The 22,305-nt window shown below is 58.3% G+C and carries 15 protein-coding genes and 3 rRNA genes; 11 read left to right on the top strand and 7 right to left on the bottom strand.

From position 1 onward, the window contains the following. The first annotated feature begins 1 nt into the window (after window position 1). The 5 genes from LARV_RS04350 to LARV_RS04330 all read left to right on the top strand — a co-directional run bounded on the left by LARV_RS04350 (window position 2) and on the right by LARV_RS04330 (window position 3,805). Window positions 2-646, top strand: coding sequence for an MBL fold metallo-hydrolase (locus tag LARV_RS04350; RefSeq protein WP_075072480.1), 645 nt, complete (start codon window positions 2-4; stop codon window positions 644-646). 13 nt (window positions 647-659) lie between these two features. Next, complete coding sequence (locus LARV_RS04345; RefSeq protein WP_152031687.1) at window positions 660-962, top strand: hypothetical protein; 303 nt, start codon at window positions 660-662, stop codon at window positions 960-962. Between the two features lie 15 nt (window positions 963-977). After that, window positions 978-2,063, top strand: a complete 1,086-nt coding sequence (gene mutY / locus LARV_RS04340) for an A/G-specific adenine glycosylase (protein ID WP_075072478.1) — start codon at window positions 978-980, stop codon at window positions 2,061-2,063. 126 nt (window positions 2,064-2,189) lie between these two features. Further along, a complete protein-coding gene (locus LARV_RS04335) occupies window positions 2,190-2,816 on the top strand; it encodes a protein-L-isoaspartate(D-aspartate) O-methyltransferase (RefSeq protein ID WP_236710013.1) in 627 nt (208 codons plus the stop codon). Then, window positions 2,813-3,805: an alkaline phosphatase family protein gene (locus LARV_RS04330; protein ID WP_075072476.1), complete on the top strand. Its 993-nt coding sequence runs from the start codon at window positions 2,813-2,815 to the stop codon at window positions 3,803-3,805. Before LARV_RS04335 ends, LARV_RS04330 begins: the two co-directional genes overlap by 4 nt. Window positions 3,806-3,950: 145 nt before the next feature. On the opposite strand, the gene LARV_RS04325 is transcribed toward LARV_RS04330, so the two are convergent. Then, on the bottom strand, window positions 3,951-5,810 hold the full coding sequence (locus LARV_RS04325; protein WP_083522313.1) for a VanW family protein: 1,860 nt from the start codon (window positions 5,808-5,810) through the stop codon (window positions 3,951-3,953). A gap of 678 nt (window positions 5,811-6,488) precedes the next feature. On the opposite strand from LARV_RS04325, the gene LARV_RS04320 reads away from it, so the two are divergent. The 3 genes from LARV_RS04320 to rrf all read left to right on the top strand — a co-directional run bounded on the left by LARV_RS04320 (window position 6,489) and on the right by rrf (window position 11,333). After that, a 16S ribosomal RNA gene (locus LARV_RS04320) occupies window positions 6,489-7,988 on the top strand. 158 nt (window positions 7,989-8,146) lie between these two features. Next, a 23S ribosomal RNA gene (locus LARV_RS04315) occupies window positions 8,147-11,116 on the top strand. Window positions 11,117-11,216: 100 nt separating this feature from the next. Further along, a 5S ribosomal RNA gene (rrf, locus tag LARV_RS04310) occupies window positions 11,217-11,333 on the top strand. The 16S, 23S and 5S rRNA genes sit together here, the layout of an rRNA operon. Window positions 11,334-11,499: 166 nt before the next feature. Here the strand turns inward: rrf and LARV_RS04305 are convergent. Genes LARV_RS04305 through LARV_RS04295 form a run of 3 tightly spaced genes read right to left on the bottom strand, consistent with a single transcriptional unit; the run spans window position 11,500 to window position 13,234 of the window. Then, complete coding sequence (locus LARV_RS04305) at window positions 11,500-12,330, bottom strand: class I SAM-dependent methyltransferase (RefSeq protein WP_075072474.1); 831 nt, start codon at window positions 12,328-12,330, stop codon at window positions 11,500-11,502. Between the two features lie 22 nt (window positions 12,331-12,352). After that, window positions 12,353-12,658 (bottom strand): hypothetical protein, encoded by a 306-nt coding sequence (locus LARV_RS04300; RefSeq protein ID WP_075072473.1) that lies wholly within the window; start codon window positions 12,656-12,658, stop codon window positions 12,353-12,355. A gap of 33 nt (window positions 12,659-12,691) precedes the next feature. Beyond that, the gene (locus LARV_RS04295) at window positions 12,692-13,234 is read right to left on the bottom strand and encodes a methyltransferase family protein (RefSeq protein WP_075072472.1); all 543 of its coding nucleotides are present in this window, start codon (window positions 13,232-13,234) and stop codon (window positions 12,692-12,694) included. A gap of 416 nt (window positions 13,235-13,650) precedes the next feature. Here LARV_RS04295 and LARV_RS04290 point away from each other — a divergent pair, with 416 nt between their 5' ends. Then, window positions 13,651-14,580 carry a LysM peptidoglycan-binding domain-containing protein gene (locus LARV_RS04290; RefSeq protein WP_075072471.1) on the top strand — a complete coding sequence of 310 codons (930 nt, stop codon included), beginning with the start codon at window positions 13,651-13,653 and terminating at the stop codon, window positions 14,578-14,580. A gap of 201 nt (window positions 14,581-14,781) precedes the next feature. On the opposite strand, the gene LARV_RS04285 is transcribed toward LARV_RS04290, so the two are convergent. Then, complete coding sequence (locus LARV_RS04285) at window positions 14,782-16,254, bottom strand: hypothetical protein (protein ID WP_075072470.1); 1,473 nt, start codon at window positions 16,252-16,254, stop codon at window positions 14,782-14,784. A gap of 296 nt (window positions 16,255-16,550) precedes the next feature. Here LARV_RS04285 and LARV_RS04280 point away from each other — a divergent pair, with 296 nt between their 5' ends. After that, window positions 16,551-17,765, top strand: a complete 1,215-nt coding sequence (locus LARV_RS04280; protein ID WP_075072469.1) for a thiolase family protein — start codon at window positions 16,551-16,553, stop codon at window positions 17,763-17,765. A gap of 251 nt (window positions 17,766-18,016) precedes the next feature. Further along, window positions 18,017-19,099: an NAD-dependent epimerase/dehydratase family protein gene (locus tag LARV_RS04275; RefSeq protein ID WP_075072468.1), complete on the top strand. Its 1,083-nt coding sequence runs from the start codon at window positions 18,017-18,019 to the stop codon at window positions 19,097-19,099. Between the two features lie 178 nt (window positions 19,100-19,277). Here LARV_RS04275 and LARV_RS04270 read toward each other — a convergent pair whose 3' ends face one another. Both LARV_RS04270 and LARV_RS04265 read right to left on the bottom strand, forming a co-directional pair. Beyond that, window positions 19,278-20,069 carry a DUF3800 domain-containing protein gene (locus LARV_RS04270; protein WP_083522312.1) on the bottom strand — a complete coding sequence of 264 codons (792 nt, stop codon included), beginning with the start codon at window positions 20,067-20,069 and terminating at the stop codon, window positions 19,278-19,280. A 218-nt stretch (window positions 20,070-20,287) separates the two neighbouring features. Then, the gene (locus tag LARV_RS04265; protein WP_075072466.1) at window positions 20,288-22,129 is read right to left on the bottom strand and encodes an aldehyde ferredoxin oxidoreductase family protein; all 1,842 of its coding nucleotides are present in this window, start codon (window positions 22,127-22,129) and stop codon (window positions 20,288-20,290) included. Window positions 22,130-22,305: the final 176 nt, after the last annotated feature.

Raw genomic sequence — 22,305 nt, 5'->3', positions numbered from 1 at the left:
CATGGAAATTACCTGGTACGGACATTCGTGCTTTCGCATCACCGAACGCGGTCTGGCGACGGTGGTGACTGATCCATATGATTACCGGCAGGTCGGTTATGACCCGCTCAAACTCAAGGCAGATATCGTCACCATCAGCCATAATTCGCCCGGGCATAACAACCTGGCGGCGATCAAGGGCACTCCATACCGCATCACCGGCCCGGGAGAGTTCGAGGTCGGTGGGGTCTTCATTACAGGTGTGCAAACCAACGGGCACAAGGATGAGAATGAACCGCGAAACACGTTGTATATGATCGACTACAACGGCATCACCGTCGTGCACCTGGGGGACATGAACCGCGTTCCCACCCAGACCGAAGTGGAAGCCCTGGGCAATGTGAACATCGCCCTGGTGCCGGTGGCCAGCAGCGGCGGTTTCAACGTCTCCAAAGCCATCGAGGTCATCAGCGTTTTCGAACCGAACATCGTCATTCCAATGCATTATGCGACCGAAGGGGCCACGGTCAAACTGGAACCCTTAAACCGCTTCCTCAAGGAAATGGGGCAGACAGATATCAAACCCCAGCCTTCGCTAAAAATTGCCTCGGTAAACAACCTTCCGGAGGAAACACAGGTGGTTGTATTGGATTACCAACGCAGTTAAAACGAGGATGGCCGTGGCAGTTAAACTGATCATGACATGGGACATCACCCCGGACCGCGAACAGGAATATTTCGAGTTCGTGATCCGCGAGTTCATTCCCGGCGTTCAGCGCCTCGGATTCGAATTGAGCGATGCCTGGGCGACCGTCTACGGCGGCCAGCCGCAGATCATGGTCGGAGCCGTGCTGCCGTCGTACAACCGCGCGCAGCAGATCCTGATCTCGGACGAATGGCACAGTCTGGAAAACCAGCTCCTCGATTACGTTCAAAACTTCACCCAGAAGATTGTCGAGGCCCGCGGCGGATTTCAATTCTGACCGGCGGGAGGAAACATGCAAACTGAAATTGCCGAACGGCTGCTGGAATGGTATGACCAGCATGCCCGCTCGCTGCCCTGGCGCAAGCGGGATCCGGATCCATACGCGGTCTGGGTATCGGAATCGATGCTCCAGCAGACCCGCGTGGAAACGGTCATCCCCTATTACGAACGCTGGATGGCGCGATTCCCAACCCTGGCAGCCCTGGCTTCGGCCGGTGAGCAGGACGTGTTGCAGGCCTGGGAAGGCCTGGGCTATTATTCGCGCGCACGCAACCTGCACCGCGCCGCCCGGCAGGTGATGGAACGCTTTGCCGGCCGCCTGCCCGCCGATCGCGCCGCGTTGGAAAGCCTGCCCGGCATCGGCCGCTATACCGCCGGCGCCATCGCTTCCATCGCCTTCGGCCTGGATGAGCCCGCCCTGGACGGAAATATCCGCCGCGTATACGCGCGCCTGTTCGACGTCGAAGTTCCGGCGCGCTCACCGGATGGCGAGAAGCGTCTGTGGGACCTGGCGGCCAAAAATCTGCCGGCCGGACGGGCTGGGGATTTCAATCAGGCGCTGATGGACCTGGGCGCGTCGGTGTGTACGCCGCGCAGCCCTTCCTGCCGGCTGTGCCCGCTGAACGGGTCGTGCCGGGCGTTTGCCCTGGGCGTACAGGAAGAACGCCCTGTTCTGACCGCTCGCGCTCCCATTCCGCATTACACCGTCACCGCCGCCGTGCTGCACCGCAACGGCAGCGTACTCATCGCGCGCCGGCCCTCCCGGGGCCTGCTGGGCGGGCTGTGGGAGTTTCCCGGCGGCAAGGTCGAGGCCGGCGAGACCCTTCCGCAGGGCCTGGCGCGCGAGATCCGCGAGGAACTCGGCGCCGATATCGAAGTTGGCCAGCCCGTCGGCGTCTATCAGCACGCCTTCACCCACTTTCGCATCACCCTGCACGCCTTCCACTGCCGCCTCGCCGCCGGCGAACCCCGTCCCCTGGAAGCCAGCGAACTGCGCTGGGTCACCCCCGCCGACCTCGGACAATTCCCGATGGGCAAGGTGGATCGGCGGATCAGTAAGGAGCTGGTTCGTCCGGAATCGCAAGGCGATGAGTTCTGAGTTTTGGGTTCTGAGGAAGAGCCGGAGACTCAATGAGTAAATGCCTTTCCCTCATCACTCATCGCCACATCAACTCATTACCCTTTTCCCATGTCTGACCCTGATTTTTCCGTCCAGCGTGAGGCAATGGTGCTCCGGCAGATCCAACGCCGCGGCATCTTCACCCCGCGCGTGCTGGAAGCCTTCTGCCGCATTCCCAGGCACCGCTTCGTGCCGCGCGAGGATTGGGCCTACGCCTACGACGATTGCCCGCTGCCCATCGGCCTGGGGCAGACCATTTCACAGCCCTACATCGTCGCCCTGATGACCGATCTGCTGCGGCTGCGCGGCGACGAAACCGTGCTCGAAGTCGGCACCGGCTCGGGTTACCAGGCCGCCATATTAGCGCTGCTGACGCGCCAGGTGCACACCATCGAACGTCACCCTGCGCTGGCCGACCGCGCCCGCAAGGTGCTCGAAGCGCTCGGGTTGGACAATGTAAGCGTGCACGTCGGCGACGGCTCGTTGGGCTGGCCGGAAGCCGCCCCCTACCAGGGTATCCTCGTCACCGCTGCGCCGCCCGACGTGCCCCAACCGCTGCTCGACCAGCTCGTCGATGGCGGACGACTGGTGCTGCCGGTGGGCAGCCCGGGCTTTCAGGTGCTGCAGGTCTGGCAACGCAGCGGCGAAACCTGGCAGGAGGAGACGGTGCTTTCGGTGGCCTTCGTCCTCCTGCGCGGCAAGTACGGCTGGAAAGAGGAGGATACGAATTGAAACGCATCCTGCCGATTCTGGGTCTGCTGATCCTGCTGCTGGCGGCTTGTCTCCCGACCAGCGCGCCAGTCCAATCACCGGCCGCAGCCCCATCGCTGACTTCGACTGCCACCGTTCTGACGCCTTCGACCACACCTTCCCCAACGGCGTTGTCCAGCGAAACGCCTGCTCCAACCCCCGCGCCGCCGGTGCCGAATTTCAGCCACATCGTCATCCTCATCTTCGAAAACCGCGAATTCGATTTCGTCATCGGCAACCGGGATATGCCCAACTACAACGTCTACGCCGAAAAATACACCCTTCTAACGCAATATTACGCAGTCACGCACCCCTCCCTGCCCAATTACCTGGCGCTGATCGGCGGCGACACTTTCGGCATCCGCAGCGACTGCGAGGACTGCTTTATCGACGCACCCAGCCTGCCCGACCGGATCGAGGCCAGCGGGCGCACCTGGAAAACCTATCAGGAAAGCATGCCCGAGCCCTGCGCCGCGCGCGACACGCTGCGCTATATGAAAAAGCACAATCCTTTTGTCTACTTCGACGCCGTCCGCCTGGACGCCGAACGCTGCCGGCGCAGTGTGGTGCCGCTCGACCAGCTCGACGCCGACCTGCAGGCCAATGCGCTGCCCGATTTTGCTTTCATCACGCCCAACCTGTGCCATTCTGGGCACGACTGCGACCTGGATGAGGCGGACGCCTTTGCTGGTGAATGGCTGGGCAAGCTGCTGGCCTATCCCGGCATGCTGGAGGACGGCCTGATCGTGCTCACCTGGGACGAAGGCCAGGGCGAGCACACCTGCTGCGGGCTCGAAACCGGCGGCGGACGCGTGGCCAGCGTACTGATCTCGAACCGCGTCACCCCCGGCCTGCAGGACGACACGCCGTACACGCATTACTCGCTGCTCAAAACAATCAGCGCCGCCTGGGGCCTGCCCGAACTGGGCCACGCCGTCGAAGCGTCTCTGATCGAAAAGCCGTGGAGGTAATAAAAGCAGGCCCGGCAAACACACAGGTTTGCCGCTACAGGTTTCAGACAAAAAGAGACCGGCGTATGGCTCCGGTCTCTCTTACCCTCTTCTCCGTGGACTCTCTTTTCTCTGTGGGCTCTGTGGTTCTCTTCCGAACCCAACCTTAATTTCCGTTTGACTTCGGAATATCCTCGGTGCCGGGTCCGTACTCGTACACCGCGCGCCAGGCCTGGTAGTGGGTGTTGAAGGTATCCTCGAAATACAAGGATCCATTCTTATACACCTTGCGGTCGACGTTCACATCCGCGCCTTCGGCTTCCCAATCCACCTGTTGAATCTCACCCTTTTGCAGGTCCGGGTTTTCGACGTACTGCGGTTCCGGTGGATCGACCTTGTTGATCGGGCCGCTTGTCGTCCAGTCCACCGTGCGCCCGTCGCTGGTGGAGTAGAACTTCCAGGTGATGCTGGAGTTGGACGGGTTGACGTAGGTTTCCATCAGCAGCCAGTAGGGCGTATCGTTGGTGAATTTGAAATCCACCAGCGGCACGAACACGGTTGCGTCCAACCCGGCCAGGCTGGAATCGATGCGGTTGCCGGCCACTTTTTCATAATAGTAGACCCGGTAAGCATGCGCGTGGCGTTCGACGACCGGGAAGCCGCCGAAGAAGGCCGTGCGGAACAGGGTGGTGCTCACCTGGCACACCCCGCCGCCCACGCCCTTCACCGAGCGTCCGCCGACGATGATGACCGCCTCGGCGTATCCGTTCTCCAGGCTGATATTGGTCAACTGGCTGGCCATCGAGAAGGTCTCGCCGGGGGCGACCAGCAGCCCGTGGAAGCTGGCCGCGGCCGCCTGGATATTCTGCACGCGGTCCGGGCTCGAGCCGTAGAAATACGAAGTCTGCGCGCTGACCAACTCGGTGATGCCCAGGTCGGCGCCGGTCTTGTCATCGGTCACCTGCGGATTGGTGTAAACGAATTGCAGCTCGGCGTTGTGCTCGCCCGCGCTCACTTTTTCCTGCACCGTCTTCAGGCTTGCGGCCACATCCAGCGAACGGCCGATTACGGCGTGCTGGATCACTTCCAATTGATGGGTATCGTCATTGAAAATAAAGCGCGCATTCTGCGGGTAGCGCTGCAGGTCCGGCCCCAGGCCAGAGATGTAGGCGATCAGGGCATCGGTGCTCAAGCCCACGCGATATTCGGCGCTCTGGCCGTCTTCGACGCGCTGGATGGTCAGCATCGAAGCCAGCGTTTGCGGATCGATGGTCCAGGGTCCGCCGCTTTCGCCCTCCGGCAGCGTCAGGGTCAGCGGCGCGCTGAGGATCTTGCGCGCGAGGTCGGCCTGCGCGCTGGCGTCCAGAATGGCAGGCGGCGTCTCGCGCACCACCAGCGGCACGATGCCGTCCTGCAAGGTCTGGACCTGCGCTGAAACGACCGCCAGGCTGGCGGCGGTATCCAGGGTGCGCCCGTTCTGGCCGTTGTTTACCACCACGTCCGTGCCCTGCACCGACAGGCTGGCCTCCACCACCGGTTTGTCGATCTGTTTGGCCAGGCTTTCCAACACCTGGTAGGTCACGCGTTCATCCATGATCAGCGCAGGCGGCAGCAGTTCGCTGCTGGCATACGCGCTGTACTGGTCGCGCAGCCTGCGGAAGATGCCGCCTGTGCGCCCGACGCGATAGGCGTTCATGGCCGAGGTTTCCGGATCCAGAAAGAGGCCCAATTGTCCGGGCGAGACCAGCCAGGTCTGCTGCCCGTCCTGGAGCAAAATCTTGCCGCTCTGCGGGAAGGAGAACTCCTGGGTGACGCGCGCCGCCGCGGCCGAAGGAGACAGGCCGCCCACGTCGACGCCGCTCACCGAAACGCCGGGGAATATGCGCCCGGCGTACCAGACCTGAAAGGCGGCATAGATGGTCACCACAGCCACCAGAAAAAGGCCAAACCCCAGCGCCATCGCCACGGCGATCTGCTCCAGAGTCGAGCGGGATTTCATAGAAGTAGGATAAGTCGTTGTGCTCATCAGGTTTTATTATACCAAATCAGTCCTAATTATTCCTGTAAAGTGTTCGTGCATAAGACGCAGGAGTGGCGCCAAAGTTCCCACTTTACGGATGCAAACTGTTTGCCAGATCCTGTTTTCCGTTCGAATCCTACGCAGAAGCCGGGCAGGCGCCCGCCCGCCATATAACCGGCAGAAAGTCCGGAATATACCCCCATATATGGCGGCAGGGTGGTCAAAAAAGCAATTTACCCGAATAGCTTGACAGGTCTATCAAAGAGCGTATAATAGCCAGCGCCGTTCGAAAGAAGAACAGCGGTTTCGCCCGAAAGGGCAAACCATGAAAACCGAAGAGCGCAGCTCGCGAGTAGGCTTTCTACTCCTTGACAAGCCCAACTGAACGGACTAAAATAAGAGTCCCGATCTGAAGAGCGGTTTCGCCGAGAGGCAAACCGGTAACAACAGAACAGTGACGGCATTGCAGGGGCCGAGAGCAACGTCAGAAGAGCCGGTGTGAACCGAAGCAAGTTGCGGAAAACATCGGTATTTTCTTTCGTCGTAACCTTGACAGGCGCGATGAAGACGATTAGAATTTGGCCCTCGTGAGCAGAACCTTAACAACTGAAGAGTGATAGGAAAGCGAGCCCTTGAGAGAGAGGAGACCAAGACGACTGAAACAACCGAAAGGTTGAGAAAGTTGTTGCGGAGAGTTCGATCCTGGCTCAGGATGAACGCTGGCGGCGTGCCTAATACATGCAAGTCGAACGGAGATTGTAGCAATACGATCTTAGTGGCGAACGGGTGAGTAACGCGTTGGTGACCTGCCCCGAAGTGTGGGATACTGGTTCGAAAGGACCAATAATACCGCATGTGATCCCGGAGATTAGCAGTCCGGGATGAAAGGAGTAATTCGCTTCGGGAGGGACCTGCGTCCCATCAGCTAGTTGGTAGGGTAGTGGCCTACCAAGGCGATGACGGGTAGGGGACCTGAGAGGGTGGCCCCCCACAATGGAACTGAAACACGGTCCATACACCTACGGGTGGCAGCAGTAGGGAATATTGGTTAATGTGCGAAAGCGCGAACCAGCAACGCCGCGTGTGCGATGAAGGCCTTCGGGTCGTAAAGCACTTTTTGCAGGGACGAGGAAGGACGGTACCTGCAGAATAAGTCTCGGCTAACTACGTGCCAGCAGCCGCGGTAAAACGTAGGAGACGAGCGTTATCCGGATTTACTGGGCGTAAAGCGCGTGCAGGCGGCATGGCAAGTTGGATGTGAAAGCTCCTGGCTTAACTGGGAGAGGTCGTTCAATACTGCCAAGCTTGAGAGTGGTAGAGGGAAGCGGAATTCCGGGTGTAGTGGTGAAATGCGTAGATATCCGGAGGAACACCAGTGGCGAAAGCGGCTTCCTGGTCCATTTCTGACGCTCAGACGCGAAAGCTAGGGTAGCAAACGGGATTAGAGACCCCGGTAGTCCTAGCCGTAAACGATGTGAACTAGGCGTCGGCGGGTTCAAATCCGTCGGTGCCGCAGCAAACGCGATAAGTTCACCGCCTGGGGACTACGGCCGCAAGGTTAAAACTCAAAGGAATTGACGGGGGCCCGCACAAGCAGCGGAGCGTGTGGTTTAATTCGATGTTACACGAAGAACCTTACCAGGGTTTGACATGTAGGTGGTAGTGAAGCGAAAGCAGAACGACCCTTCGGGGAGCCTGCACAGGTGCTGCATGGCTGTCGTCAGCTCGTGTCGTGAGATGTTCGGTTAAGTCCGCTAACGAGCGCAACCCCTGCTGTGTGTTACAAGTGTCACACGGGACTGCCGGTCTTAAGCCGGAGGAAGGTGGGGATGACGTCAAGTCAGCATGGCCTTTATATCCTGGGCTACACACACGCTACAATGGGTGGTACAGTAGGTTGCGAAACCGCGAGGTGGAGCCAATCCTCAAAGCCATCCTCAGTTCAGATTGTAGGCTGCAACTCGCCTGCATGAAGACGGAGTTGCTAGTAACCGCAGGTCAGCTATACTGCGGTGAATACGTTCCCGGGCCTTGTACACACCGCCCGTCACGTCATGGGAGCTGGCAACACCTGAAGCCGGTAGCCTAACCGCAAGGAGGGCGCTGTCGAAGGTGGGGCTGGTAACTGGGACGAAGTCGTAACAAGGTAGGTGTACCGGAAGGTGCGCCTGGATCACCTCCTTTCTATGGAGTTCTGAGTGAGGGTCTACGGATCCAAGCTCTACTCCTCGACTTGTACCTTAAAAACAGAATAGTGAGAGTGTAGGCCAAGACATCAAGAAAGAAAAGAAGCCATTGATGTGAGAGAGAGAAGAAAGAACACTGAGTTCTCCGCATCACGTGGAAAAGCTACTAAGGGTTTATGGTGGATGCCTTGGCGCCAAGTGCCGATGAAGGACGTGGGTCACTGCGAAAAGCCTCGGGGAGCCGTGAACAGGCGTTGAGCCGGGGATGTCCGAATGGGGAAACCCAACGATGCGAACCATCGTTATCGACCGCTGAATCTATAGGCGGATCGAAGGGAACCTGGGGAACTGAAACATCTAAGTACCCAGAGGAAAAGAGAGTATTTCCCGAGTAGTGGCGAGCGAAAGGGAAGCAGCCCAAACCGTATCAGCTTGCTGATGCGGGGTTGTAGGGCCTGACACATAGGAGTTACCAAAATGAAGGCTAGCGAAATGGTGTGGGAAAGCCAACCAAAGAGGGTGAGAGTCCCGTATGCGAAAGCCTGAGTTCTCCTGACAGGTACCTGAGTACTGCCGGGCACGCTAATCCGGCAGGAAGCTGGGGGGTCCACCCTCCAAGGCTAAATACACTTGGCGACCGATAGTGAACAAGTACCGTGAGGGAAAGGTGAAAAGTACCCCGGTGAGGGGAGTGAAATAGAACCTGAAACCGTAAACCTACAAACAGTTGAAGGGCTAATGGCGTGTCGGTGCTCCGCTGAAAGGCGGGTGCGCGGCGCTAGGCCTGACAGCGTGCCTCTTGGAGAATGAGCCTGCGAGTTAATCTCTGTGGCAAGGTTAAGGGAGAGATACCCGGAGCCGTAGCGAAAGCGAGTCTGAATAGGGCGACGAGTCGCAGGGATTAGACCCGAAACCGGGTGAGCTACCCATGGCCAGGGTGAAGCGAGTCTAGTCGCTCGTGGAGGCCCGAACCTACTAACGTTGCAAAGTTAGGGGATGAGCTGTGGGTAGAGGTGATATGCCAAACGAACTCGGATATAGCTGGTTCTCCCCGAAATAGCTTTAGGGCTAGCGCTATTTGTTCAGCGATGGAGGTAGAGCACTGAATGGGCTAAGGGGCTTAGTGCTTACTGAACCCAATCAAACTCCGAATGCCATCGCTCCAGAGAATAGCAGTCGGACTACGGGAGATGAGTTTCGTGGTCGAGAGGGAAACAGCCCAGATCATCGGCTAAGGTCCCCAAATTCAAGCTGAGTGGGAAACGATGTGGGGTTACATGAACAACCAGGAGGTTGGCTCAGAAGCAGCCACCCTTTAAAGAGTGCGTAATAGCTCACTGGTCTAGTGATCCTGCGCGGAAAACTTAACGGGGCTAAGCTTGGTACCGAAGCCATGGGATTGCGCCTTAGGCGCGATCGGTAGGGGAGCGTTCTGTTCGCAGTGAAGGTCGACCGGAAGGACGGCTGGAGCGAACTGAAGTGAGAATGCAGGCATGAGTAGCGCAAAACACGTGAGAACCGTGTTCGCCGTATGTCTAAGGTTTCCGACGCCAGGTCAGTCCGCGTCGGGTTAGTCGGGTCCTTAGCCGAGGCCGGAAGGCGTAGGTGATGGACAGCCGGTCAACATTCCGGCACCACTTGTGTGGAGTGATGGGGTAACGCAGCGAGGTAGACCAGCCTGCGATTGGTTGTGCAGGTGTCTGCGGTGTCAGACGTTGAGAGTGGTAGGTAAATCCGCCGCTTGAGTTGAGACCGTGGAGCGTGTCCTTGAGGCTAAAGTGAGTTAAGCCTTGCTGCCCAGAAAAGCCCCTAAACGTTGATACATGAGTGCCCGTACCGCAATCCGACACTGGTAGACGGGTAGAATATACCAAGGCGAACGGGGAAACCCTCGTTAAGGAATTAGGCAACATAGCCCCGTAACTTCGGGAGAAGGGGTGCCTGTCCGGGTGAATGCATAATGAGCCTGGACGGGTCGCAGTGAAATGGCTCTAGTGACTGGTTACCAAAACCACAGGTCTCTGCCAAGCCGAAAGGCGAAGTATAGGGGCTGACGCCTGCCCAGTGCCGGAAGGTTAAAGGGAGAGGTTAGCGCAAGCGAAGCTTTGAACTGAAGCCCCGGTGAACGGCGGCCGTAACTATAACGGTCCTAAGGTAGCGAAATTCCTTGTCGGGCAAGTTCCGACCCGCACGAACGGCGTAACAACTAGAGCACTGTCTCAACGAGGGACCCGGCGAAATTGAAATGGCTGTGAAGATGCGGCCTACCCGCAGCAGGACAAAAAGACCCCGTGGAGCTTTACTGCAACCTGTCATTGAATTTGGGCATTGTTTGTGTAGGATAGGTGGGAGGCTTTGAAGCTGGCGCGCTAGCGTCGGTGGAGCCGACGGTGAAATACCACCCTGACGATGCTTAGATCCTAACCCTCGACCCTGATCGGGTCAGGGGACCGTGGCAGGCAGGCAGTTTGACTGGGGCGGTCGCCTCCTAAAAGGTAACGGAGGCGCCCAAAGGTTCCCTCAGGTTGAATGGAAACCAACCGCAGAGTGTAAAGGCACAAGGGAGCTTGACTGCAAGACCAACGCGTCGAGCAGAGACGAAAGTCGGGCTTAGTGATCCCACGGTTCTGAGTGGAAGGGCCGTGGCTTACCGGACAAAAGCTACCCCGGGGATAACAGGCTGGTGAAGTCCAAGAGTTCACATCGACGACTTCGCTCGGCACCTCGATGTCGGCTCATCGCATCCTGGGGCTGGACAAGGTCCCAAGGGTCGGGCTGTTCGCCCGTTAAAGCGGTACGCGAGCTGGGTTCAGACCGTCGTGAGACAGGTCGGTCTCTATCCGCTGTGGGCGCAAGGGATTTGAGAGGAGCTGCCCCTAGTACGAGAGGACCGGGGTGGACAGACCTCTGGTGTGCCAGTTGTCGTGCCAACGGCATTGCTGGGTAGCCAACGTCTGGCAGAGATAACCGCTGAATGCATCTAAGTGGGAAACTCGCCTCAAGATGAGATCCCTGTTTTCCCGAAAGGGAGTAAGATCGCAGGTAGACTACCTGCTTGATAGGCGGTATGTGTAAGCGCAGCAATGCGTTGAGCTAAACCGTACTAATGATCGAGGGCTTTCCTGCGTGGTGCGGGGAACTGAGTGTTCTTTTGGACACTTCCTCATTTCTGGCTTTACAACCTACACACCTAATCTCACTATTCTACAAACGTGTTACTCAGTCTCTTGGTGATTTGTGCGACAGTGGTACACCCGGCTACATCTCGAACCCGGTCGTTAAGGCTGTCAGCGCCGATGGTACTTGGGGGGCGACCCCCTGGGAGAGTAGGTCATTGCCAAGAGACTTTGTATTTAACCAATCTGGTGAGGAGTGATGCGTGAGGCGGTATTGGGTATTCGGTAACCGGTATTGGGTAACCGGATACCGAATACCCAATACCCAATACCCAATACCGAATACCGATTACCGATTACCCAATCAACGATCACTTTTATCCCCCGTTATCTTCAACAGAACTGATAGTGATAAACGCAAATCGCGGTTTTGAGGAACGGGAAAAGGCGCATTTTTAAAGCGCGGCGCATCCGCGGCACCGAATACTGGAAGGGATAGCGCTCATCGAGCAGGCGGATGCCGCCGGCGCCAGGTTCGCTCCATCGCTCGAGTTCCCGTCCCTGTTTCAAACCCCAGTGAAGGTAGGCGCCAACCCCGGTCCGGGTGACTTTTACGTTGTGAGCCCAGCGCATGACCGGCGAAAAGGCATCGAAGACCAGTTCGGCGCCTGGAAAATTTTCTAGCAACCCCAACACAAGCCCTTTGACCTGAGCTTCAGTAAAGTACATGAAAACGCCTTCGGCCAGAAACAGGAACGGTCGATCCTTGTGCACACGCACCCGATCCCACCAGGCGCTCTCCAACACCGAACCGGCCAGCAGATGATAGCGCGCCCCTTCGCCGCCGATCACCTTGCGACGCAAATCGATCACATCCGGCAGATCCAGGTCGAACCACTCCACCCGGCCGTTATCCACGCGCTCGAAGCGCGTATCCAGGCCGCAGCCGATGTGAACGACCACCGCGTCCGGTTGGCGGGCCAAAAAATCCTGGACGAAGCGGTCGAATTCACGCGTCTTGAGAATCACCGCCACCCGGCTGAAATCGTCAGTCAGGGTCAGCGTCTTCTGCAAGGATTCCGGATCCAACTGGCGGACGATGGCCTCGGCCCGCTCGTCCTTGATCAGCGCATCCGGACGTTGTGATTCGGTGGCTCGAATGTAGAGCGTGATCAGCAACGTCTCGGCCACGCCGCTCAGGTTGGGTTTCGTGATTTCGGTCATACCCACCTCTTTTTCGCCCACGTCAGGCAGCGAATATTCTGACCTGAAAATGGTAGATGCGCATCCCGCCGAGCAGGGGTCTGGCAATCGGCATCCACCAGATGGCGGCCAGGCGCGGCTCCGGCCGGTCAAAGTAACCCCACTGGTCCAGCATGCGAATGCCGGCGCCCCAGCCTTCCATCTCCCGGCCGCGCCTGAGGCCCCACTTCAGCAGGCCGGCAGCGATTTTTGAGGCGGAGAGTGCGAGTTGGCGGTTGCCTACCCCAGACATCGAACGGAGAAAAGGCTCGGATACGCCGCTCAGGCCTGGAGATTTGGACTCGGACATGCGGGTTCACCTTTCTGCAGAGAGGAAGAACGGTCAGATGGGCAGTCCAGGGATCATTCGGCCCTTGACCCGCCGTTTGTAAGCCAGGTAGGGCTCGCCCAGGGCGCGTTCCAGGCTGGCTTCCTCCACCAGAACGAGCAGCCCATAGCCGGCCCACCAGACGGGCACCAGCGCCAGACCGATACTGGAGCGAAAAATCAGCGCGAAGCCAATGGTGAACAACAGATCGGCCAGGTAAATCGGATTGCGCACGATCCGGTAAATTCCATCCGTCTTGAGGACGGTCTGCGGATTGGGCCCCCGGCGCCAATCGATCGACAACGCCGGGACGCCAAAAAACAGCCCGGCCAGAAGTAAAATCCCACCACTGACCCAATTCCAGATGCCGATTTCAAAACGGGGCTGCGGACAAAAGGGAAGGACGAGCAGGAGGCGCGGAAAATCACAGGTCGCGACGGTGAGCAATCCAAAGAGCGGATTCTGGCTCAATTTGATCCCGCTGACAAAGACGGTCCCGATGAGCAGGCCGAACATTCCTACAAAGGCCCAGAAAAAAGGATCGGTAAGGATCAACATGCACGCCTCCCTGCACCAGGATCACCTTCTACAATTCTAACGATACTCCATTTCGCCGAAAGCGCAATCCAAACCCAAACGGGGTTCCCATTCCAGAAGGCAGGCACCCACTTCTCTCACGGTTTACGGTTCACGTTACCCGAATCACGATATAATTCACCCCATGCGATTGAAAATTCAACCTTTGCTGATCCTGCTGCTCGGCCTGGTGATTCTCCTGGCGGCCTGCACGGCTTCGCCTGCGCTGCCCACAGCCACCGCCACCCTGCCCGGTCAGCTTACCCCTTATCCCTCAGCCACTCCCACAACCACGCCCACGCCCACCGACTCCAACACCCCCACCGTGCCCGTCGAGGAGCTCTCGGCCACGCCGGTCGGGCTGCAACTCGACCCATACCGTCCAAAAGGGCGAGGATATGTGGGGCATTGCCATCCGCTACAAGGTCGGCTTTCAAGAACTGAAGGACGCCAATCCCAGCGTCGATCCGCGCATGATGAGCGTCGGAACCGTGCTCATCATCCCGGCCAGCGCCGCTGCCACCCCCACCCCACTGCCCACACTCACACCCACCCCCATGACCCATACCGTCCAAAAGGGCGAGGATATGTGGGGCATTGCCATCCGCTACAAGGTCGGCTTTCAAGAACTGAAGGACGCCAATCCCAGCGTCGATCCGCGCATGATGAGCGTCGGAACCGTGCTCATCATCCCGGCCAGCGCCGCTGCCACCCCCACCGTGCCCGTCGAGGAGCTCTCGGCCACGCCGGTCGGGCTGCAACTCGGCCAGGCCAACTGCCTGCCTGAGGCCAGCGGAGGAACCTGGTGTTTCCTGCCGGTCACCAATCCCGAAAGCTTCGCGGTCGAAAATGTGACCGCTGTTCTGCGCGCCGTCGACGCCGGCGGCAATCCTCTTCCCGACCAGGTGGCCAACCCGCCGCTCAACCTGCTTCTACCCGGTGAAACCCTGCCGCTGCTGGCCTTCTTCCCCAGTACAGGCGCCCAACCCGCCCAAATCAACGCCGAATTGGCCTCGGCAGTGCCTGTGCCAACCGAGCCGACGCGCTATCTTGGGCTGGCACAGATTCAACCCCGGGTGCAAATCGCAGCCGACGGCCTCTCTGCCACGCTGAGCGCCACGCTCAAGCTGGCCAGCCCGGATGCCCAGGCCAGCCAGGTCTGGCTGCTGGGGGTCGGCTATGACGCCGCCGGCCGCGTCGTGGGTGTGCGCCGCTGGGAAAGCACCGAAGCTCTACCCGTTGGTGGCGCGCTGGATGCCGAACTAACCCTATATTCCGCCGGCGATCCGATCACCCGGGTGGCTGTTCTGGCCGAAGCCCGACCCTGACCGCTCGCCGTAGGAATGGGCCGATACACGGTTTGACTGGCCGGCACGTGGATGATTTGGCCGACACATGGGTCGACTGGCCGACACGCAGGTCGGCCGCTACATGGAAAGAAAAAAGCACAGGCGTAAAACCTGTGCTTTCTTGTCTTTTCTTGCTTCTCTCTCTTTCTTCCTCTGTGTCCTCTGTGGCTTTTTTTCCGTTTACGGATCCCAGATCAGAAAATTTTCCGCCGCGCAGATTGCCTTCGCGGAGGGCACGTTCAGGCACACCAGATACGGCACGATGCTTCCGTTCGAAATTTCGGGCAGGGATGAAACCTCGACCGTCGAGCGCCCATCTGTCCCGGTGGGCGGAAAGTGCGAACTGACCACCGAGCCGTCTGGCAGCACGATGTCCAGGCTGGCTTCGATATTCGCCAGCGGGCGCTGGTCCGAACGGCTGAGTACCAGCATTTCGAAGCGCTGCGCCTGGCCGTTTGCCAGGGTCGGAGAGGCTTCGCTGATGTTCACCTCCACCGTATCCGCCGAATAGGTCAAAGGCGCGCTGCTTTCCACCGTCGGCGTGGAGACATCCGGGCGCACCTTCTTCAGGTACATCGATCCCAACGGCGCCAGCGACACGCGCTGGTCCTCGGGTTGGCTGGTGTCATAATCCAGACAGTAATTTTCGAAGCATTGCCGGTAAATCTGGTCCGCCGGCATCACCTCGGCGATGGGCTGCCCGGAGATTTCCTTGCTGCCGTGCGTGGCGATGAACTTGTCGAAAACGATGGGCACATGGTAACCCTGGTCGCCCTGGGTCGGGTAGAAATAGACCCCATTCTGTTCCGTGTAAACTTTCGGACCGGCGGGCGTGGTCGGCATATTCAACCATTTGGCCACCGGACACAACCGGAAAGATTGGGGTTGATCTTTCGGCGCGCAGGGCACCGCGTTCTCATACACCTGCACCAGCATGCCGTCGTCGGTCACGAAAGGTTCCGAAAGCACCTGCCCGAAGATATCCGGGCCGCCCAAACGCATCATCAACTGCAGGAAGGGCTGCTCGACGTTCATCTGCTGCGGAATAAAGGCCGTCGCCGAGTGATAACGGCAACTCACCCCGCAGTCGTAAGCCCCGTAAGGCAGCAAATGCACCTGGCCGCTGGGATCGTCGTAGCGCCGGTAGAAAGCCACGTTCTCGAAATACTGCTCGATGCGCCGTTCGGATGCGTTGGTGCGCACCTTGGTCAACGGTCGACCCACATACAGCGCCCCATGCAGCGCATCGTACAATGACACGAATTCGGGGTAGATCTTGAAGCCATCCACAACCCGATCGCTGGGCTGGGCCGGCTGCTGATCGGGGGTATCGCTGATGCCAAACTTCTGGCCCAGCGGATAAAAGCTGAAGCGGCTCGCATCCGTCAGGTAAGGATCGAGGCACATCAGCGTATTCTCGGTATACTGGCACTTGCGGTTATCCTGTTCGAATGGATCCGAAATGGCCGGCCCCAACCGATCTGCACCGCCCAACGCGCGGTAGAATTCGCGAAAATCCGGATCGACGGATACGGCGCCTTCGGGGGTCGCCTCGAGGCTGCTCGAACTGACTGCCGGGGCGCACCCTGTCATCAGGGTCGCCAGCAGCAGAGTCAGCATGGCCATCATCCATCGTACCATCTTGCGATTCATCTACGATTCCTTGGGGGTGTTGGCCCGATAGGGTCGATAAAGCGAACTATGGGAAGGTTTCCTGAAGACTATACTAAATCCAGCAATCGAAAGGTAGTACGAACCTGTTCCGATCAACAGCGCCAACCATCCTGTCACAATAATTGGATGGTTTTGGGTCTAATAGCATTATATACATTCCTTACAAATACGCAAGGAGATTAATCTACTTTTTCGCATAGCTTGCAGTTCTGCCAGCTCATTTTCACAACGATGGTAGAATGAAAGTAACGCTTGTCACTCCCGGAGGGATTTGCATGACCGATGCCGTAATCATAGATGCCGTCCGCACCCCCATCGGTGCGCTGGGCGGAATTCTATCCGCCGTTCGGCCAGACGATCTGGCAGCTCATGTGCTGCGCTCGCTGTTGGCCCGCACCGACCTTGACCCCGCATTGGTCGAGGAAGTCTATCTGGGCTGCGCCAATCAGGCCGGCGAGGACAACCGTAATGTGGCCCGCATGGCATTGCTGCTGGCCGGTCTGCCGGTTGCCACGGCCGGCGTCACCTTCAACCGCCTGTGCGCGTCCGGTCTGAGCGCGGTGAACATGGCGGCGCGCGCCATCCGCGCCGGTGAGGGCGAGATCTTCATCGCCGGCGGCGTGGAAAGCATGTCACGCGCGCCCTATTCGATTCCCAAGGCAGAGCATCCCTTTGCCTTCGGCAACCTGACCGCCTGGGATACCGCCCTGGGCTGGCGCTACCCCAATCCAAAGATGATCGAGAGCTACGGCATCGACGCCATGGGCGAAACCGCCGAAAACGTCGCCGAGCAAACCGGCATCACCCGCCAGGAACAGGACGCCTTCGCCGTGCAAAGCCACCGGCGGGCCATCGCGGCCATCGACTCGGGTCGTTTCGACGCCGAAATCGTGCCCGTGCCGGTGCCGCAGAAGAAGGGAGATCCCATTCTGGTGGCCACAGACGAACGCCCGCGCCGCGACACCAGCCTGGAAACGCTGGCTCGTCTGCGGCCCGCCTTTCGCAAGGACGGCAGCGTCACGGCCGGCAATTCCTCCGGCCTGAACGACGGCGCCGCCGCGCTGCTGCTGATGAGCGCCGAACGCGCCGCCCAGCTCGGCTTCAAACCGCTGGCACGCGTCGTCACCTCGGCCGCTGCCGGCGTCGAACCCCGCGTCATGGGGTTGGGGCCCATTCCGGCTACACGCAAGGCCCTCAAACGCGCCGGTCTGCGCGTGGAAGATATCGGCCTGGTCGAACTCAACGAAGCCTTCGCCGTGCAGTCCCTGGCCGTCCTGCACGAACTGGGCATCTCGGAAGAGATCACCAATGTCAACGGCGGCGCCATCGCCCTCGGCCACCCACTGGGCTGTTCCGGTGCGCGCATTCTCACCACCCTGCTGCATGAGATGCAGAAACGTGCTCCGCAGGCCCGCCGGCCGTTCTATGGCCTGGCAACGCTGTGCGTGGGCGTCGGCCAGGGTGAAGCCACGATCATCGAGTATTTATAAGGATAAATCACCACGGAGACACGGAGGAAGATCATTCGGTATGAGAATATCCTTGGATTTTGCCTGTAGGTATTTTCTCTATTCTTAATAACTCCGTGTTTCCTATCCCGAATGACAACATGAGTCTCCGATGAGCCTGATATTCCTTCCTAAACATCCATTCCAACCTTTTTTTGCAAGTATGGTTTCTCTTCCTTTATTTCTTTCTCTCTTCTCTGTGTTCTCCGTGTCTCCGTGGTGAAATACCCCTTATGAAAATCCTCGTCACCGGTTCCACCGGTTTCATCGGATCGCAATTGTGCCGCGCCCTGGTCGAAGCTGGCCACCATGTGCTGGCGTTTCACCGCGCCTCCTCCTCGCTGGGCGCGCTGGAAGGCCTCCCCGATTGCAGCGGACCCGATCAACCCGGCTGCCTGGAACACATCATTGGCGACGTGACCCAACCTGAAACCCTGCCTGCCGCGTTGCAGGGAGTCGAGGCTGTCTTTCACACCGCCGGTCTGGTCAGCGCCAGCGCGCAGCCCGGACGTCTCTACGCCGTCAACGTGGAAGGCACGCGCGCCCTGCTGGAGGCCGCCCGGACGGCCGGCGTGCGGCGCGTGGTCTTTACCAGCTCGGCCTCCGCGCTGGGCGTGCCGCTCTCCGGCCCCGCGCCGGTCGACGAACGCCACACCTGGAATTTCATTCCCCAGCACTGGCCGTATGCTTATACCAAATATCAGGCGGAATTGGAAATTCAAAAATCGGTGGCCACCGGGCAGGATGTGGTCATCGTCAACCCCAGCCTGGTCTTCGGCGCCGGCGACATCTACAATGCGTCCCGCTCCATTCTGGCACGCGCTGCTGACCGTCAGGTGGGCTTCGTGACCGAGGGCGGGCTGAACGTGGTTCACATCCGGGACGTGGTCGCCGGGCACCTGGCCGCGTTGGAAAAGGGCCGGCGCGGCGAACGCTACCTGCTGTGCGGCCAGAACCTGACCCACCTCGAACTCCTGCAAATCGCCAGCGCCGCGGCCGGCGTGCCGGCGCCGACGCTGGTGTTGCCCGCCGGACTGGTGCGCAGCCTGGCCGGGCCGCTGCATCTGCTGCAGTCCTTCATCGACCTGCCGGTATCCCCCAGCTTATTACCCCTGGCCGGCTATTACTTCTATTACGACGGCAGCAAAGCGCGCGGCGACCTGGGCCTGCCGGAACCCCGCCCGGCGGAGGAAGCGATCCGCGAGGCGCTGGAGTGGTTAATGGAACAGCGCAGCAACTCGCGCCCGAACGCCGGGCAGTCGCTGAAAACGGTGCCGCTGGAAAAATCGGTGGGTAAAGAGAGAAAAAGTAAATAAGTGGTGTGCAGAAATATTAGAAATGGTTTGGAAAATCAAAATTCCGATTTATTTTCACGAAATAAAATTAACTTGACATAGTAAGTTGATAATGCTATATTGTTGTTAATCCATTTAGTGGAGGTGGATGACCGTAGGTCATCGGAGAGCGCCCGAAAGGGCGTTTTCTCTTTAATATTTATGGCAGTAATTTCTTCCCATAGCCTTCTATCTGACCGTTACCACTTCGATAGTACTTGCTTTGTCGGAGAATAGCACTAATCTGATCTCCAAATATATTCCGCTGATCGATAACCATTTGATGCTCGATCAGGATCTCCCGCCTAGAAGGATGAGCAATAAGATCTGCTAATTGGAGACCAGCTATATTGGCAGTTTTTGGTTTTACTTTCAATTCTCGAGATGTCAGAGTTCTCTGCCATAAGTCAGATGCAATATGATCTGTTCCTTGTTCATAAAGACGAGTAAATGATGATTTCAATTTTTCATCTTCTTTCCCGCCACGAGTTTCAACCATCACATCTCCTAAATTGTTTTTGTAATATAAAAATAAAACGAATCGTTCCAATAGTACAGAGAGACAATAATGGTAAGGGTGATAATGCCAGACGGCGTATTTATTGAGGTGTTCTTTTTTATCTATTGCGACCGTTATCACCAGATAATTCCACCCTGCCAGAGCATCCAAAATATCACGATTGAATTGTTGCTCTATCGTTAGGTCGTTTAAACAAGAAAAAGGAGGCCGGTGATTAATCATATCGGAACGATGAAAAATGACCGGTACATCAGGATCAGTTTGGAAATATTTCCGTTTAATCGCATCCATTTCAGGAATTAGAACCTGGTAAGTGTATTTGGACTCTAAAATCACACCCGTTAGTGATAGGAATCGGTGATTGGGATCATCGGTATGAGATAAATCATGATTCCCAACTTCATCAATATATATCCGGTACAATCCCATCATTTCCCCCACATTCAAGCAAAAATATATTATTTTTTCATTGAATTATAAATTCATCCCTCCCTGAATCTTTCAAAATCAGGCATACCCACAACCGAATTCATCTTATTGTTCACAATAAAGATTTCTTGTTAATCAATGACGGTAGTTATGGCCGACTTCTTCTTCTCGTACATGTCCACCTGATTGGTTGTGGGTGGTTTAAAAGATAATCGATCTTTTCAGTACAAATCTCTGATCACATCTTCCATCCCACCCAGCTTCATCAGCGCCTCGCGGGAAGGCTTTCCCGTCTTCACATCCCAACCCAGCTCGGCGAAGAAATTATCCCCCAGGGCCTCGCTGTCCACCACACCCCCGGCGGACGGGCCGGCGGCCAGGGGCGGCTGACCCACGCTGCGTGCCGGCAATTTGAAATCGGCGCGGGTCAGCCCCTCGCGCTGGTTGAAGGCCTGGCGCATGGTCAGGATTCGGATCGCGGCGCTCTCCAGGGTGGGCAGGTCGAAACCGGTCACCGCCGTAACCATCGGTAACACCTGGTCCGAACCGCCGAAGTAGGAAATGAACAAACAGAAGCCGCCGCTGCTGAGCATCTCGTTGAACGTCGTGGCCTGCACATCCGCCGGACCGCTGCCCTGGGTCTGATATTTTTCGGGTCCCAGGTAGCCCTGCGTTAATCCGATGCCGCCCTTGACGTGCCGGCCCGGGGTGGGATCGAACTGGTAGGTGCGGGCCAGACCGGGATAAAGGCGCGGGTCGTGCATGGGCAGCTCGATGCCGCGCACGGTCTGCAAGTATTCGTGTCCTTTTTCCAGCTTATTGGCGGCGCCCTGCGATCCCAGCCCGAGGACAGCGCCAAAGCCGCGTCCATCCGCCATTTCCCGGGTGACCTCCACGATCGCGTCCGCGTTTCCCCAGACCAATTCCAACCCGCCGGTTTCTTCCCGGCCGATCACCCCGTTTTCGAAGCATTCGATGGCCCAGGCGATCGTCGCCCCAGCGCTGATGGTATCCAGCCCGGCCCGATTGCAGAGTTCGTTGCATTGGATGATCGCTTCGACCTGAGTGTTGCCGCACAACGGGCCGAAAGCGGCCAGGGTCTCGTACTCCGGCCGTTCGGTGCTTTGCAGGGGATAACGTCCGTCGTCGACGGTAAGCTCGGCGCCGCAGCCCAACGGACAATGCGCGCAGGCGTAGTGTTTGACCAGGTATTTTTCCGAGATCTTGATCCCGCTCAGGGATTCGGTCTGCTGGGGGGCAAACACATCCACGCCCGCCTGGCCCCAGTTTTTTACCGGTGAATCGCCGTTGAAGACCGAATCCGGGGTTCCGGCACCGGTCCCGCCACTGCGAAAATAGCCCGCGTACGGGTCGGCCTTCAGGGCCGCCCGGATGGCGAGGTTGATCTCCCTGGCCCTTTCGGGATCGGCGACCTCGATCCTGCCCGTGCCGCGGGCTGCCACCGCTTTCAAACGCTTCGAGCCCATCACGGCGCCCAACCCGCCCCGGCCGGCTGCGCGATGGCCGTCGTTGATCACGCATGAGATCAGCGACAACCGCTCCCCGGCCGGGCCGATGACCGCCGCGCGCAGTTTGGGCTCGCCGGTTTCGGTTTCGAGTGCCGTCTGGGTTTCTTTGGCGTCCAGCCCCCACAGGTTGGCCGCGTCGCGCAGTTCGGCCGTCCCCTCATGGATCCACAGGTAGACCGGGCTGGGGGAGATGCCCGTGATGAACACGCCGTCATAACCCGCCTTCTTCAACTCCGGGCCAAAATAACCGCCCGAGTTCGAGTCGTTCCAGGTGCCGGAGACCGGCGACTTGCACACCACCGTGTAGCGGCCGCTGAAATTGGCCTCGGTGCCGGTGACCGGACCGGTGACAAAGCCCAGCATGCTATCCGGGCCGAGCGCATCGGCGCCCGGTTTCATCCGGCTGTACAGGATACGCGCCCCGAGGCCGTAACCTCCGATAAAGTTGCGCGCCATTTCATCGGTCAATGGCTCGTCTTGCAAGGTGCCTTTAGATAAATCAACAAACAACAGCTTCCCGGCGTATCCGTTCATGCTCGATATCCTGTTCGATTTTCGAAAAGTTTTTAAAGATCGTGCGATGCTGGGCCGGATGGTTCAGGCCGCGATGACTTTGTGTTCTAAACTATTAACAATAATATTCCATCTATTTTATGGATGAGCCGCCGGGTTGTCAATCCAACCCGGTTGAGAAAATATTTTCGTCCCCC

Source organism: Longilinea arvoryzae (genome assembly GCF_001050235.1).
In the GTDB taxonomy this organism is placed as follows: Bacteria; Chloroflexota; Anaerolineae; order Anaerolineales; family Anaerolineaceae; genus Longilinea; species Longilinea arvoryzae.
Note: the sequence above shows the minus strand (reverse complement) of the source record. Positions and strands in the feature narration are given on the sequence as shown.

Excerpts from the sequence above, each read along its gene's own strand:
- mutY (WP_075072478.1), top strand. The coding sequence starts at position 978 with ATGCAAACTGAAATTGCCGAACGGCTGCTGGAATGGTATGACCAGCAT.
- LARV_RS04350 (WP_075072480.1), top strand. The coding sequence starts at position 2 with ATGGAAATTACCTGGTACGGACATTCGTGCTTTCGCATCACCGAACGC.
- LARV_RS04295 (WP_075072472.1), bottom strand. The coding sequence starts at position 13,234 with ATGTTGATCCTTACCGATCCTTTTTTCTGGGCCTTTGTAGGAATGTTC.
- LARV_RS04290 (WP_075072471.1), top strand. The coding sequence starts at position 13,651 with ATGTGGGGCATTGCCATCCGCTACAAGGTCGGCTTTCAAGAACTGAAG.
- LARV_RS04265 (WP_075072466.1), bottom strand. The coding sequence starts at position 22,129 with ATGAACGGATACGCCGGGAAGCTGTTGTTTGTTGATTTATCTAAAGGC.
- LARV_RS04285 (WP_075072470.1), bottom strand. The coding sequence starts at position 16,254 with ATGAATCGCAAGATGGTACGATGGATGATGGCCATGCTGACTCTGCTG.
- LARV_RS04300 (WP_075072473.1), bottom strand. The coding sequence starts at position 12,658 with ATGTCCGAGTCCAAATCTCCAGGCCTGAGCGGCGTATCCGAGCCTTTT.
- LARV_RS04325 (WP_083522313.1), bottom strand. The coding sequence starts at position 5,810 with ATGAGCACAACGACTTATCCTACTTCTATGAAATCCCGCTCGACTCTG.
- LARV_RS04280 (WP_075072469.1), top strand. The coding sequence starts at position 16,551 with ATGACCGATGCCGTAATCATAGATGCCGTCCGCACCCCCATCGGTGCG.
- LARV_RS04335 (WP_236710013.1), top strand. The coding sequence starts at position 2,190 with ATGGTGCTCCGGCAGATCCAACGCCGCGGCATCTTCACCCCGCGCGTG.
- LARV_RS04275 (WP_075072468.1), top strand. The coding sequence starts at position 18,017 with ATGAAAATCCTCGTCACCGGTTCCACCGGTTTCATCGGATCGCAATTG.
- LARV_RS04305 (WP_075072474.1), bottom strand. The coding sequence starts at position 12,330 with ATGACCGAAATCACGAAACCCAACCTGAGCGGCGTGGCCGAGACGTTG.
- LARV_RS04270 (WP_083522312.1), bottom strand. The coding sequence starts at position 20,069 with ATGATGGGATTGTACCGGATATATATTGATGAAGTTGGGAATCATGAT.